Consider the following 13,989-nt stretch of genomic DNA (forward strand, 5'->3'; position numbering starts at 1 on the left):
ATCAGGATTCCAGGCGCTTGGCGATCTCGATCAGGCGCGGACGCACCTCGTTCAGCAGGAAGTCGGTCGACACGCTGGTCGACGGCCCGCCGCAGTTGATCGCCATGATCTGGTTGCCGCCGATCGGCAGGAAACCGACCGCGATGCCGTTGACTTCCTTCTGCCACTCGCCGAAGGCGGTGGTGCAGCCGTATTGCGCCTGGTCGCGCAGGGCCTTGTCGAAGCCCTGGCGCAGGCTCTGGTACGCCATCTCGTCGAGTTCGTGGCAGCGCTCGAAGATATCCTTGCGTTCCTGCTCCGGCGCCCGCACCAGGTAGGCGCGCCCGATCGCCGACGCCGCCAGCGGCATGCGCGACCCTACCTGCACCGACAGCGACAGCGCCGCCGTGCTGCGGCAGACTTCCACGTAGATCATCGACAGGCGGTCGCGCACCGCGATCGACACCGTGGTGCCGGAAAAATCGGCCAGCTCCTGCATCATCGGCCGCGCCAGCTGGCGGATGTCGAGACGCGCCAGCATCGCGCTGCCCAGGCCCAGGGTCGCGGTGCCGAGGCCGTAGCGGCCGGTCTCGTCGTCCTGCACCAGGTAGCCGAGGCGGGTCAATGTATACGTGAAGCGGGTGACCGTCGATTTCGGCAAGCCGCAGCGTTCGGCGATCTGCTGGTTGGTCAAGCCCTTGTCGGCCGAGCGGAAGCACGACAGCACCTCGAGTCCGCGCGCCAGGGCCGTGATGAAATAACGGTCCTCGGCATTGCGCGACGGCTCGACGGCGTCGTCGGCGCCATCGGCGGGGAGAATGCTGCTTGGCTGGTTGACTTGCATGGAATACCCGGGCCTCGAAGTGGCGAATGCAGGACGCATTCTGGACATTCCATTTTACACGGGATTGTTTCGCTCAGAAAAACGAAATGGGGCCGCAGCAACGCTTTGCGCGCTGTGCGGCCCACAGGTGCTCAGTCGAACTTGCTGAAGTCCGGCTTGCGCTTTTCGAAAAAGGCCGTAAACGCTTCCTTGGCCTCGGCGCCGGTCAGCATCGCGCTGAAACGCTCGTTCTCGACCGCGATCGTTTCCTTGACCAGCGCCGCGCGCGAACGCTTCATCAGCGCCTTGGTGGTGCGGACCGATACCGGCGGCAGTTTCACCAGCTTGGCGGCCTGGCCCTGCGCAAAGGCCAGCAGTTCGGCGGCCGGGAGCACCTTGGTGACGATGCCCATCTCGAAAGCTTCCTGGGCCGGGAAGGCTTCGCCCAGCAGCAGTTTTTCGGCGGCGCGCGCATGGCCGGCGGCTTGCGCGACCAGCAGCGAGGAGGCGAATTCCGGGCACAGGCCGAGCTGGGTGAAGGGCATCGAGAACTTGGCGCTGTCGGCGGCGTAGACCAGGTCGCAGTGCATCAGCAGCGTGGTGCCGATGCCGACCGCCAGGCCGCTCACCGCGGCGATGACCGGCTTGCTGCAGCCTTCCAGCGCCTGCATGAACTGGAACACCGGGCGGTCTTCGGTCATGGCGCCGACGCCGACGTTGTTGAGGAAGTCGTCGAGGTCGTTCCCGGCGGTAAAGATCTCGGGTTTGCCGGTGATGAGGATGGCGCGCACCGATGGGTCCTGTTCGGCGTTGCGCAGGGCGCTTGCCAGCGTGCTGTACATGGCGCCGGTGATGGCGTTCTTGCGCTCCGGGCGGTTGAATTCGAGGGTGAGGATGCCGTTGGCGGTGGTGGTTTGGATGTCCATTATGTCGGTGCTCCGTTATGCGTTCTTATATCGCTGAGCCGATCGGCTTCGGGTACTCAGCATGGGTTCCCGCTTGCGCGGGAACGACGTGGTGGAAAAAAGGGCGCTGAGGTATTCCCGCAGCGCCCTTCTCTATTCACGTGCTACCTGAAACTTACACGCGCTCGATGATGCCCGCCGCACCCATGCCGGCGCCGACGCACATGGTCACCATGCCGTACTTCTGGTTGGTGCGGCGCAGGCCGTGCACGACGGTCGCGGCGCGGATGGCACCGGTGGCGCCCAGCGGGTGGCCGAGGGCGATGGCGCCGCCCAGCGGGTTCACCTTCGACTGGTCCAGGCCCAGGTCGCGGATCACGGCCAGCGCCTGTGCTGCAAACGCTTCGTTCAGCTCGATCCAGTCCAGCTGGTCCTGGGTGATGCCGGCGGCGGCCAGCGCGGCCGGGATCGCGACCTTCGGGCCGATGCCCATGATCTCCGGCGGCACGCCGCGCACGGCGAACGAGGAGAACTTGGCCAGCGGGGTCAGGTTGTGCTCCCTGAGGAACTTTTCGCTGACGACGATCAGCGCGCCGGCGCCGTCCGACATCTGCGACGAGGTCGCTGCCGTCACGCTGCCCTTGGCGGCGAATACCGGCTTCAGCTTGGCCATCGATTCCATGCTGGCGTCGGCGCGCGGGCCTTCGTCGGTGTCGACGGTGCGCTGCTTGACGTCGACTTGGCCGGTGGTCAGGTTCGGCGTGCGGGTGGTGATCTCGACCGGGGTGATCTCGTCCTTGAAGTGGCCGGCCTGCTGGGCGGCGATGGCGCGGCGGTGCGATTCCAGGCCGAAGGCGTCCTGGTCTTCGCGCGACACCTTCCACTGGGCGGCGACCTTCTCGGCGGTCAGGCCCATGCCGTAGGCCAGGCCGACGTTCTCGTCGTCGAACACGCGCATGTTGATCGACGGGTGGTGGCCCATCATCGGCACCATCGACATCGATTCGACGCCGCCGGCGATCATGACGTCGGCTTCACCGACGCGGATGCGGTCGGCGGCCATCGCCAGGGCGGTAATGCCCGAGGCGCAGTAGCGGTTGACGGTGACGCCGCCGACGGTGTTCGGCAGGCCGGCCATGACCACGGCCTGGCGCGCGATATTGAAACCCTGCTCGGCTTCCGGGAACGAGCAGCCGATCACGGCGTCGACGATCAGCGCCGGGTCGAGGTTCGGCACGGCTGCCATCGCGCCCTTGATCGCGGCGATCAAGAGGTCGTCCGGGCGGGTCTTGTTGAACATGCCGCGCGGCGCCTTGCCGATCGGGGTGCGGGTCGCTGCAACGATGTATGCGTCTTGAAGTTGTTTGCTCATGTCAGTAGTCCTTATTATCCGAGGCTTAGTTGCGGACCGCTCAGTTGCGAACCGGTTTCCCGGTCTGCATCATGCCCATGATGCGTTCCTGGGTCTTCGGATTGTTCAGCAGCGAGATGAAGGCCTTGCGCTCCATGTCCAGCAGCCACTGTTCGGAAACATAGCTGCCCTGGTCGATGTCGCCACCGGTCACGATCTCGGCGATGGTATCGCCCAGGTGGTAGTCGTAGGCCGAGATGAAGCCGCCGTCGCGCATGTTGACCAGCTGGCCGCGGATGGTCGCCCAGCCGTAGCGGCCGGTCACCGGGACCGGACGGCGCAGCGGCGCACGGTAGCCGGCGTCGAACATCGCACGCGCGGTCACCTTCGCCACGTGCAGCAGCTCGTAGGGGTTGAACACGATGACGTCGTCTTCCTTCAGGTAGCCCATCGCCTTGGCTTCCAGCGCCGATTTCGATACCTGTGCGGTGGCCGCATTGGTGAAGCCGGTCTTCAGGAATTGCAGGATGTCGTTGCCCTTGGCTTCGTTCGCCGCGCGCAGCGCCGCTTCCTTCAGGCCGCCGCCGGCCGGCACCAGGCCGACGCCGACTTCGACCAGGCCGATGTAGGACTCGATCGAGGCCACGCGCTTCGACGCATGCAGCGCCATTTCGCAGCCGCCGCCCAGGGCCAGGCCCGCCACGGCAGCCACCACCGGGATGTTCGAGTACTTCATCTGCATGAAGGTGTCCTGCAGCTCGCGCACGATCGGTTCCATCGCTTTCGCGCCGCCGGTCATGAAGGCCGGCAGGGCCGATTGCAGGTCGGCGCCGGCCGAGAACGCGCCGCCTTCGGCCGCGTCGGTATTCCAGATCACCAGGCCCTTGTAACCCTTCGACGCTTCTTCCATGCCGCGCTTGAGGCCCTTGATGACGCCATCGCCGATCACGTGCATCTTGGTTTTCAGCGAGATCACCAGCACCTCGTCGTCCGAGTGCCACAGGCGCACCGATTCGTCCTCGAACACGGTGGTGCCGGCGGTCTTCGGATCGGCGTTGGTGCTGCCGACGACCGGTGCGCGGAACTGCTGGCGTTGATACACCGGCAGGTCGGACAGCGGCACGTAGGCGTTCCTGGTCACCGAGTACGAACCCTCGGCGGTGTGCACGCCCTTCTCGGCGACCGGACCTTCGAATACCCAGGCCGGGAGCGGCGCATCGGTCAGCGCCTTGCCGGCCTCGATGTCTTCCTTGACCCACTGCGCGATCTGGGTCCAGCCGGCGGCTTGCCAGGTCTCGAACGGACCGACGCTCCAGCCGAAGCCCCAGCGCATCGCGAAGTCGACGTCGCGCGCGTTGTCGGCGATGGTGTCGAGGTGGAAGGCGATGTAGTGGAAGGCGTCGCGGAAGATCGCCCACAGGAACTGGGCCTGCGGGTTCGACGATTCGCGCATCGCCTTGAATTTCTTGACCGGGTCCTTTTCTTTCAGGATGCGCCCGACGATGTCGGCAGCCTTGGCGCCACCCGCCACGTAGTCGCCGGTGGCGAAGTCGAGGCGCTGGATGTCCTTGCCGACCTTTTTATAGAAGCCGGCGCCGGTCTTCTGGCCCAGCGCGCCCTTCTCGATCAGGCGGGTCAATACTTCAGGGGTCTTGTAGACGCCGAAGAACGGATCGTCCTGCAGGGTGTCCTGCATGGTCTTGATCACGTGGCCCATGGTGTCCAGGCCGACCACGTCCGCGGTGCGGAAGGTACCCGACTTGGCGCGGCCCAGCTTGGCGCCGGTCAGGTCGTCGACCACATCCACCGACAGCCCGAACTTCTCGGCTTCGTGGATGGTGGCCAGCATGCCGAAGATGCCGACGCGGTTGGCGATGAAGTTAGGAGTGTCCTTGGCGCGCACCACGCCCTTGCCCAGGGTCGAGGTCAGGAAGGTTTCCAGCTGGTCCAGGATTTCCGGACGGGTCGACGGGGTCGGAATCAGCTCGACCAGGTGCATGTAGCGCGGCGGGTTGAAGAAGTGGACGCCGCAGAAGCGCGCCTTCAGTTCTTCATCAAAACCTTCGGCCAGCTTGCCGATGGAAAGGCCCGAGGTGTTCGATGCAAAAATGGCGTTGGCGCCGATGTGCGGCGCGACCTTCTTGTACAGGTCGTGCTTCCAGTCCATGCGCTCGGCGATCGCTTCGATGATCAGGTCGCAGCCGGCCAGCAGGTCGAGGTTGTCCTCGTAGTTGGCAGCTTCGATCAGGGACGCGTCTTCCTTGTTGCCGAGCGGGGCCGGCGACAGTTTTTTCAGGTTCTCGATGGCTTTCAGGACGATGCCGTTCTTGTTGCCCTCTTTTGCAGGCAAATCGAACAGCACGACCGGGACCTTGGCGTTGACGCAGTGCGCGGCAATCTGCGCGCCCATCACGCCGGCGCCCAGCACGGCGACTTTTTTGACGATGAAGTTGGACATATCGTTATCCTTTGTGATTCGTCGTTCCCGCGAAGGCGGGAACCCAAGTTCGTGGCAATGCTGCAAACTTGGATCCCCGCCTTCGCGGGGATGACGGTTCAATGTAGCGGGTGTACGTCGATGTACGTCGTTGTACGTGATGGTCGTGCTTAGAACAGATCCGCGTCCAGCGCCAGCAGGTTGCTCGCACCCGAACGCGCCTGGCGGATCAGCATCGCGGTTTCCGGGTACAGGCGTGCGAAGTAGAAGCGTGCGGTCGCCAGCTTCGACTCGTAGAACTTGTCGCCCGAGTCCAGCTTGGCCAGTGCGATCTTCGCCATCTGGGCGAAGAAGTAGCTGTACACCAGGTGGCCGACCACGCGCAGGTAAGGCACGGCAGCGGCGCCGACTTCGTCCGGGCTCTGGAAGGCTTTCATGCCGATTTCCATGGTCAGCTTGCTGACCTTCTCGCCGAGCTCGCCCAGCGGGGTGATGAACTCGGACAGGTTCTCGTCCAGGCCGTTCTCTTCGACGAAGGACTTGATCTTCTCGCCGAACTTGCGCAGCTTGGCGCCGTTGTCCATCAGGATCTTGCGGCCCAGCAGGTCGAGCGACTGGATCGTGTTGGTGCCTTCGTAGATCATGTTGATACGGGCGTCGCGCACGTACTGCTCCATGCCCCACTCGCTGATGTAGCCGTGGCCGCCGTACACCTGCAGCGCTTCCGAGGTGGCGATCCAGGCGTTGTCGGTGATGAAGGCCTTGATGATCGGGGTCAGCAGCGCGACTTCGTCGGCGGCGTCCTTGCGCACGTCCTCGTCCGGGTGGTGCAGTTCGCGGTCGATCTGCAGCGCGACGTAGGACGAGAAGGCGCGTGCGGCTTCGGCATAGGCTTTACCGGTCAGCAGCATGCGGCGCACGTCCGGGTGCACGATGATCGGGTCGGCCGGCTTGTCCGGTGCCTTCGGGCCCGACAGGCTGCGCATCTGGATGCGGTCTTTCGCGTACGTCAGCGCGTTCTGGTAGGCGACTTCGGTCAGGCCCAGCGACTGCATGCCGACGCCGAGGCGGGCGGCGTTCATGAACACGAACATCGCGTTCAGGCCCTTGTGCGGCTGGCCGATCAGGGTGCCGACCGCGCCGTCCAGGTTCATCTGGCAGGTGGCGTTGCCGTGGATGCCCATCTTTTCTTCGATGGCGCCGCAGAAGATCGGGTTGCGCTCGCCCGGCTGGCCGTCGGCGGTCGGCAGGAACTTCGGCACCAGGAACAGCGAGATGCCTTTCGAACCTTCCGGCGCGTCCGGCAGGCGTGCCAGCACCAGGTGGATGATGTTGTCGGCGACGTCGTGCTCGCCGGCCGAGATGAAGATCTTGGAGCCGGTGATCTTGTAGGTGCCGTCGCCCTGCGGCTCGGCCTTCGAGCGCAGCAGGCCCAGGTCGGTGCCGCAGTGCGCTTCGGTCAGGCACATGGTGCCGGTCCATTCGCCCGAGGCCAGCTTCGGCAGGTAGGCCGATTTCTGCTCGTCGGTGCCGTGTTCCTTCAGGCACTCGTAGGCGCCGTGCGACAGGCCCGGGTACATCGACCAGGCCTGGTTCGAAGAGTTCAGCATCTCGTAGAACGAGTTGTTCAGCGCTACCGGCAAGCCCTGGCCGCCGTATTCCGGATCGCAAGCCAATGCCGCCCAGCCGCCTTCGACGTACTGCTTGTACGCTTCCTTGAAACCCTTCGGGGTGGTCACGGTCTTGGTGGCGGCGTCGTAGTGGCAGCCTTCGCGGTCACCGGTGTGGTTCAGCGGGAACAGCACTTCCTGGGTGAACTTCGCACCCTCTTCCAGCACCTGATTGATGATGTCGGCATCGACGTCTTCGTAGCGGGGCATGCCCTTGTATTCTTCCGAGACGTTCAGGAACTCGTGCAGAACGAACTGCATATCCCGAAGTGGCGCGACGTACTGACCCATGTTGATCTCCTGACGAAGGTAATGATTTATTTAGTGAGCGGGATTGCGGTAGTTTTCGATCAGGCGCGCGAAGCCGCGGTGGGCGCGCTCGACGGCACCGGGGAGGCGCAGGAAACGCGCATCGTGATGCACCGCCAGCACCAGGCCATACATCTCGTAGACCAGCTGGTCGGCATCGGTGCCGGCCTTGAGGTCGCCGCAATCGATGGCTTGCTGGGCACAGCGCACCAGCGCGCCCTGCCAGATGCGCACCATGCCGACCAGTTCCTCGCGGATCGGGCCGGGACGGTCGTCGTATTCGACGGCGCCGCTGATGTAGATGCAGCCAGAAGCGATCTCGACCGACACGCGCTTGAGCCAGCGATTGAACATCGCTTCCAGGCGCGGCAGGCCGCGTGCTTCCTTAATACTAGGGAAAAAGACTTCCTGCTCGAAGCGGCGGTGGTAGAGCTTGAGCACTTCGATCTGCAGGTCTTCGCGCGAACCGAAGTGGGCAAAGACGCCCGACTTGCTCATGCTCATGCGATCTGCGAGCAGGCCGATGGTCAGGCCCTCGAGACCGTCCCGGCTGGCGAGCTCGAGCGCAACGTCGAGAATCGCTGCCCGCGTCATCTCGCCCTTGCGCATGCTCATGGATTTGGCTGAAGTGCTGATAATATCCCCGCGTGAATCGAAAAAATCCGAACGCTCGTACTATTATCTACCAGCCGTGAAATGTCAAACGGGAAGTTTAGAGGTGGGGTTCTAGTTGAAGGCCGCTTGAACGCGTGGACGGCAGAGCCGTCCACGCTACGCACATCACCCGCCTGCGCGGGTGATGGCCCGGCGGTCGCGCTTGGTCGGCCGGCCCTTGATCGTGCTGCCCGGCTCGGGGAACATGCGGCGCGCTTCCTGGTCGTTGGCGCGTTTCTGGATGCTGACCTCGGTTTCGCGGTAGAGCGCCTGCGCCACCGGTGCCGAACCGCGCGTGCCCGACAAGCCCTGCACGATCACTTCCCAACGGCTCGAGCCGTTATCGATCAGGATCTTGTCACCCACCTTCACCGAGCGCGCCGGCTTGACGTTCTCGGCGTTGATCTTGATGCGGCCGCGGTCGACCGCCTCGGCCGCCAGCGTACGCGTCTTGAAGAAGCGCGCTGCCCACAGCCATTTGTCGATGCGTACGTTGTCGTTTTCAGTCATTGGAATCAATCAGGTAATCCCGACTCAGGCGTAGCCGATGGCAAAGATACGCATAGTCAGTTTATATAAGAAATAAGCCGTCTCATGCCCGCAACGCCGTACCCACGACAGCTTGCGCAGGTCTTCCAGCCCGACCGGCACACCGTCGGCGATGCCGTTCTGGATCTGCTGCGCCATGCTGGCGGCAAACCGGGCGTCGCGCACCACGACATTGGCTTCCTGATTGATAAATAGTGACAAGGCATCGCAATTACTAGACCCCACCGTGGCCCAGATGTCGTCGACCACCGCGACTTTCGCATGCAACTGGGTCTTGCGGTACTCGACGATGCGCACCCCCGCCTCCAGCAATTCCCGATAAAACGAAGCCGCCACCGCATCCTGCACCCGGAATTCGCCGACGCCGATCAGCAGGCAGACGTCGACGCCGCGCCGCGCCGCCTTGCACATGGCGTCGCGGAACCTGCGCCCCGGGGCGAAGTATGGCGTGGCCATCAGCACCCGCTTGCGCGCCTGGCCGATCGCCTGCAGGTAGGCGCGCTGGATGGTGCGCCGGTTGCGCAGGTTGTCGCGCACCACGAAACCGGCGCGCATCGGCCGTTCGCCCTGGGCCGGCGGCTTCTTGCGCATTTCCTTGAACAGTTTCACGCGGCGGCCCAGCGCCAGGTGGCCGGTGCGCGCCCATTGCGCCTGCGCTTCGCGGTGGATCTCGTCGACCAGCGGCCCGTGCACGCGCACCGCGAAGTCCCAGCGCGGCGCCGGCAGCGGCTCATGCGGCTCGTAGTCGCACAGCATGTCGTCGTTGGTGTTGATGCCGCCCACGAAGGCGACTTCATTGTCGACCACGGTGACCTTGCGGTGGCTGCGCGCGGCCCCCCGCTTGAACCAGGGATTGAACATGCGGTAATGCACGCCGGCCGCCGCGAAGGTTTCGCCCAGGCGGCATGCGGCCCGGTTGCCGGTACCGAACCAGTCGGTCACCACGCGCACCTTGACCCCGCGCTTCGCCGCTGCGATCAGCGCGTCCGTGATCGCGCGCGCCGTCTCGTCCTCGGCGTAGATATAGGTTTCGTACAGGATTTCCTGCTCGGCCGCATGCAAGGCTTCCAGCAAGGCCGGCAGGTAGGTACTGCCGCTTTCGAGAAGGGTAACGTCGTTGTTCGCTACGTAGGTAACCGAGCGCATGACCCTATGCCAGCTGCAGGTTGGCGACGATGGGCGCGTGATCCGACAGGCGCGCCCATTGCGGGCCGTGCAGCACTTCGGCATGCTCGACCTTGAAACCGCGCACGTACATCCGGTCCAGGCGGAACCAGGGCATGGCCGCCGGGAAGGTGCGTGCCGGCACCAGGCGCTGCTGGCGGCCCGCCACGTTGCGCACCAGGTCGCCGATGCGCGAGGAACGCCGCTCCAGCTCGTCGAAGACTTCGACCACGCCCAGCTTTAAGCGCAGGCAATCGCTCAGGGTATTGCGCCAGTCGTTGAAGTCGCCGGCGATGATGACCGGCTCGTTTTCACCTGCCGACTCCTTTACGCAATTGACCAGAGCATCGGTCTGACGGCGCCGGCTGCCTTCGAACAAGCCCAGGTGGACGACGTAGCAGTGGATGTTACCGGCCTCGGTTTCCAGGATGCAGTGCAGGATACCGCGCTGCTCGTAGGCGTGATCGGAAATATCGTGGTTGTGCATGTTCGCGATCGGATACGCGGACAGCAGTGCATTGCCGTGGTGGCCGTGGTCGTACACCGCGTTCATGCCGTAGGCCGCATGCAGCGATTCGCCCGCGAAGAATTCGTGCTGCGCCGCTTCCGGCCAGTGGTGATGGGGACTGCGCGCTTTTTCGCCATAGCGGGCCTGATAGCGATCGTGGCGCCCCTGCACTTCCTGCAGGAACACGACGTTCGCATCGAACAGGCCGATGGCTTTTTTAAGGGCCAGTACACGCGGCGTGCTGCGGAACGACGACACGCCCTTATGAATGTTATAAGTCGCAACACGTATTTTCATAAGGACATTTTAACCCCATCACTCGGAGTTTCTCGTCCTCAGCATTGCAATCGTGCGGCGGGGTGGAGCGGCGCGGATACCGTCTGGAACAAACAGGTATGGAAGGCGGAGGGCCTGGGCGTGAAAGGTAGCGGATACTGCGGACCGCTCCGGATCGCCGGAGCGGTAATGACCGGACAGTCTCAGGAAGCGGCAGCGGGGTGAAATTCGCCTGTCGGCAAGGTGCGGGCTTCGGGCAGTACGACGGGGTCGCGGTAGATCGGTTTGGTACGCAGCGGGCCCATCAGTCGCAGGCCATTTAACAATTCGATGCAAAGGCAATCGTTATCAACACCGACATCTTTTACTTTTTGCTCGGATTTGCGTTCGCTCATAGTTTCTCCAGTATCCCCGTTTGAACTTTACAAAACGTTAAGTCGACCCTGACGTCACTCTTGACATTAAACAAATATTTAATCCCTGTCAACCCAGTAAATATATTGTCCTGAGTCAATATATGCAAATTAAATTCTGTTACAAAGTGTGAAAATCGAATACATATAAACACAAATATATTTACGTGTGGCGGTTTTTTTACATTTTCCCTCTGCTGTATTAAATATCCAACACCCTGTCGAGCACCTTTTGCTCCAGGGAACCGAAATCGACGCTGCCGCGTGCACGCGGCCGTAGGAGCGCCACTTCCTGGTCCAACGCCAGCCGTCCTTCCTGGATCAGCAGGATGCGGTCGGCCAGCACCACGGCTTCCTGTACGTCGTGCGTCACCAACACCGCCGTGAAGCCGCGCCGGGTCCATAGCGTTTCGATCAATTGCTGCATTTCGATGCGGGTCAGTGCATCGAGAGCACCGAGCGGCTCGTCCAGCAGCAGGAGCTGCGGTTCGTGCACCAGCGCGCGCGCCAGGGCCACGCGCTGGCGCTGGCCGCCCGACAGCACCGCCGGCCAGTCGCCGGCGCGTTCGGCCAGGCCGACGCTGGCCAATGCCGCGCGTGCTCTCTCCTCACCGTTGGCCAAACCCAGCGCCACGTTCTGCAGCACGGTTTTCCAGGGCAGCAGGCGCGCATCCTGGAACATCATGCGCACTTCGGGCTGGCTGCCGCCACTGCCGATGCGCAGCTGGCCGCCATCCGGCCGTTCGAGCCCGGCGATGGCGCGCAGCAGCGTGCTCTTGCCGCAGCCGCTGCGTCCGACCACGGCGACGAATTCGCCCGGCGCGATCTCGAGGTCGATCGCGTCGAGCACGGTGCGCCCGCCGTAGTGCTTGCTGAGACCGCGCAGGCTCAAGGGGACGCCGTGCAGCGCCTGGTCGACCGTGCGGCTGACCTGCTTTTCTTCGATGGGATTGATTTGCATGACTGCCTCGGTACTCATTGATAAGCCGGATTCCAGCGCAGGAAATGCCGCTCCAGCCCGCGCGCCGACCAGTCGGCAGCCTTGCCCAGCAGCGCGTACAGCAGCACGCCGACCAGCACCACGTCGGTCTGCAGGAACTCGCGCGCATTCATGGTCATGTAGCCGATGCCGGCCTGGGCCGAAATGGTTTCGGCGACGATCAGGAGCACCCACACCAGCCCCAGCGAAAAGCGCACGCCGACCAGGATCGAGGGCAGCGCGCCGGGCAGGATCACATCGCGGTACAGCGCCCAGCCGGACAGGCCGTAGCTGCGCGCCATTTCGATCAGGCCGGCGTCGACCGAGCGGATGCCGTGGAAGGTGTTCAGGTACATCGGGAAAAATACCCCGATCGACAGCAGGAACAGCTTGGCCGCCTCGTCGATGCCGAACCACAGGATCACCAGCGGGATCAGGGCCAGGGCCGGAATGTTGCGGATCATCTGCAGGGTGGTGTCGAGCAGGGTGGCGGCGCGCCGGCTGCTGCCGTTGAGCAGGCCCAGCAGCAAGCCGAGGCCGGCGCCGACCGCGAAACCCGCGATCGCGCGCGACAGGCTCACCTTCAGGTGGGTCCACAGCTCGCCCGACAGCGCCAGGTTCCAGAACGCCGTCGCCACGGCCCAGGGTTCGGGCAGGATGCGGCTGGACAGCAGGCCGGTGTGCGCCGCCGCCTGCCAGACGGCCACGAGCAGGATCGGCAGTGCCCAGGGTGCCAGCGCGGCCGACAGGCGCGCCAGCGGCCGCGATGGGAGCGCTGCTGGAGCCGATACCGGAGTCGATGCGGCCATCACGCCACCTTCTTGTCTTTAGGAACGATATCGCTTGCCATCACCTCGCCGAACGGCCCGGTCAGCGACATCTCCCCACCCTGCTTGCCTTTGCCGAGCAGCGGGAACACCAGCTCGGCAAAGCGGTAAGACTCTTCCAGGTGCGGATAGCCGGACAGGATGAAGGTCTCGATGCCGAGATCGGCATACTCGCGCATGCGCGCCGCCACCGTTTCCGGATCGCCCACCAGCGCGGTACCGGCGCCGCCGCGCACCAGGCCGACCCCGGCCCACAGGTTGGGCGAGACTTCCAGCTTGTCGCGGCGCCCGCCGTGCAGGGCCGCCATGCGGCGCTGGCCGACCGAATCCATCTTCGCGAACGCGGCCTGGGCCTTGGCGATGACGTCGTCGTCCAGGTGGCTGATCAATTCGTCGGCCGCCTTCCACGCTTCTTCATTGGTCTCGCGCACGATCACGTGCAGGCGGATGCCGAACTTCAGCGTGCGGCCGTGCTTCGCGGCGCGGGCGCGGATGTCGTTCAGTTTCTCGGCCACGGCGGCCGGCGGCTCGCCCCAGGTCAGGTACACGTCCATCTGCTCGGCAGCCAGCTCGTGCGCGGCTTCCGACGAGCCGCCGAAGTACAGCGGCGGATAGGGCTTCTGCACCGCCGGATACAGCGTGCGCGCGCCCTTCACGGTGATGTGCTTGCCTTCGAAATCGTAGCCCTTGGCACCGCCCTCCCCGGCCATCGAGGCGCGCCAGACGCGGAAGAATTCGTCCGAGATTTCGTAGCGCTCGGCGTGGTCGGCGAACAAGCCGTCGGCTTCCAGCTCTCCCTGGTCGCCGCCGGTCACTACGTTGATCAAGAGGCGTCCACCGGACAGGCGGTCGAAGGTCGAGGCCATGCGCACCGACAGGCCGGGCGTCGACAGGCCGGGACGGATCGCCACCAGGAACTTGAGTTTGCGGGTCTCGTGGATCAGCGACGAGGCCACGATCCAGGCATCCTCGCAGGAGCGCCCGGTCGGCAGCAGCACGCCCTCGTAGCCGAGGGTATCGGCGGCCACCGCGACCTGGCGCAGGTAGTCGGCGTCGACCGTGCGCGCGCCGCGGCTGGTGCCGAGGTAGCGGCTGTCGCCGTGGGTGGGAAGGAACCAGAAAATATTCGGAGTCGACGGCATGAT

General features: G+C 64.3%; 13 protein-coding genes. All 13 read right to left on the reverse strand.

Annotated elements, in window-relative coordinates:
* Window position 1: 1 nt before the first annotated feature.
* The gene (locus tag U1H99_RS25970) at window positions 2-823 is read right to left on the reverse strand and encodes an IclR family transcriptional regulator (RefSeq protein WP_323144569.1); all 822 of its coding nucleotides are present in this window, start codon (window positions 821-823) and stop codon (window positions 2-4) included.
* A gap of 131 nt (window positions 824-954) precedes the next feature.
* Complete coding sequence (locus U1H99_RS25975) at window positions 955-1,728, reverse strand: enoyl-CoA hydratase (RefSeq protein ID WP_323144570.1); 774 nt, start codon at window positions 1,726-1,728, stop codon at window positions 955-957.
* 154 nt (window positions 1,729-1,882) lie between these two features.
* The gene (locus tag U1H99_RS25980; RefSeq protein ID WP_323144571.1) at window positions 1,883-3,079 is read right to left on the reverse strand and encodes an acetyl-CoA C-acyltransferase; all 1,197 of its coding nucleotides are present in this window, start codon (window positions 3,077-3,079) and stop codon (window positions 1,883-1,885) included.
* 40 nt (window positions 3,080-3,119) lie between these two features.
* Entirely contained in the window at window positions 3,120-5,516 is a 2,397-nt protein-coding gene (locus U1H99_RS25985) for a 3-hydroxyacyl-CoA dehydrogenase/enoyl-CoA hydratase family protein (RefSeq protein ID WP_323144572.1), read from the reverse strand.
* 149 nt (window positions 5,517-5,665) lie between these two features.
* Window positions 5,666-7,456, reverse strand: a complete 1,791-nt coding sequence (locus U1H99_RS25990; RefSeq protein ID WP_323144573.1) for an acyl-CoA dehydrogenase C-terminal domain-containing protein — start codon at window positions 7,454-7,456, stop codon at window positions 5,666-5,668.
* A gap of 30 nt (window positions 7,457-7,486) precedes the next feature.
* Entirely contained in the window at window positions 7,487-8,083 is a 597-nt protein-coding gene (locus U1H99_RS25995; protein WP_323144677.1) for a TetR/AcrR family transcriptional regulator, read from the reverse strand.
* Window positions 8,084-8,254: 171 nt separating this feature from the next.
* Entirely contained in the window at window positions 8,255-8,638 is a 384-nt protein-coding gene (locus U1H99_RS26000) for an Hsp15 family ribosome-associated heat shock protein (RefSeq protein ID WP_323144574.1), read from the reverse strand.
* Window positions 8,639-8,662: 24 nt separating this feature from the next.
* Window positions 8,663-9,823 carry a cardiolipin synthase ClsB gene (gene clsB, locus U1H99_RS26005; RefSeq protein ID WP_323144575.1) on the reverse strand — a complete coding sequence of 387 codons (1,161 nt, stop codon included), beginning with the start codon at window positions 9,821-9,823 and terminating at the stop codon, window positions 8,663-8,665.
* Between the two features lie 4 nt (window positions 9,824-9,827).
* Window positions 9,828-10,646: an endonuclease/exonuclease/phosphatase family protein gene (locus U1H99_RS26010; protein ID WP_323144576.1), complete on the reverse strand. Its 819-nt coding sequence runs from the start codon at window positions 10,644-10,646 to the stop codon at window positions 9,828-9,830.
* 182 nt (window positions 10,647-10,828) lie between these two features.
* Window positions 10,829-11,020: a hypothetical protein gene (locus tag U1H99_RS26015; RefSeq protein ID WP_323144577.1), complete on the reverse strand. Its 192-nt coding sequence runs from the start codon at window positions 11,018-11,020 to the stop codon at window positions 10,829-10,831.
* A 220-nt stretch (window positions 11,021-11,240) separates the two neighbouring features.
* The gene (locus U1H99_RS26020) at window positions 11,241-11,999 is read right to left on the reverse strand and encodes an ATP-binding cassette domain-containing protein (protein WP_323144578.1); all 759 of its coding nucleotides are present in this window, start codon (window positions 11,997-11,999) and stop codon (window positions 11,241-11,243) included.
* Window positions 12,000-12,013: 14 nt separating this feature from the next.
* Window positions 12,014-12,826, reverse strand: a complete 813-nt coding sequence (gene ssuC / locus U1H99_RS26025; RefSeq protein ID WP_323144579.1) for an aliphatic sulfonate ABC transporter permease SsuC — start codon at window positions 12,824-12,826, stop codon at window positions 12,014-12,016.
* Window positions 12,826-13,986 (reverse strand): FMNH2-dependent alkanesulfonate monooxygenase, encoded by a 1,161-nt coding sequence (gene ssuD, locus U1H99_RS26030; protein ID WP_323144580.1) that lies wholly within the window; start codon window positions 13,984-13,986, stop codon window positions 12,826-12,828. The genes ssuC and ssuD overlap by 1 nt, the downstream gene beginning before the upstream one ends.
* Between the last annotated feature and the right edge of the window lie 3 nt (window positions 13,987-13,989).

The organism is Massilia phyllosphaerae, assembly GCF_034659755.1.
GTDB classification, from domain to species: Bacteria; Pseudomonadota; Gammaproteobacteria; order Burkholderiales; family Burkholderiaceae_D; genus Telluria; species Telluria phyllosphaerae.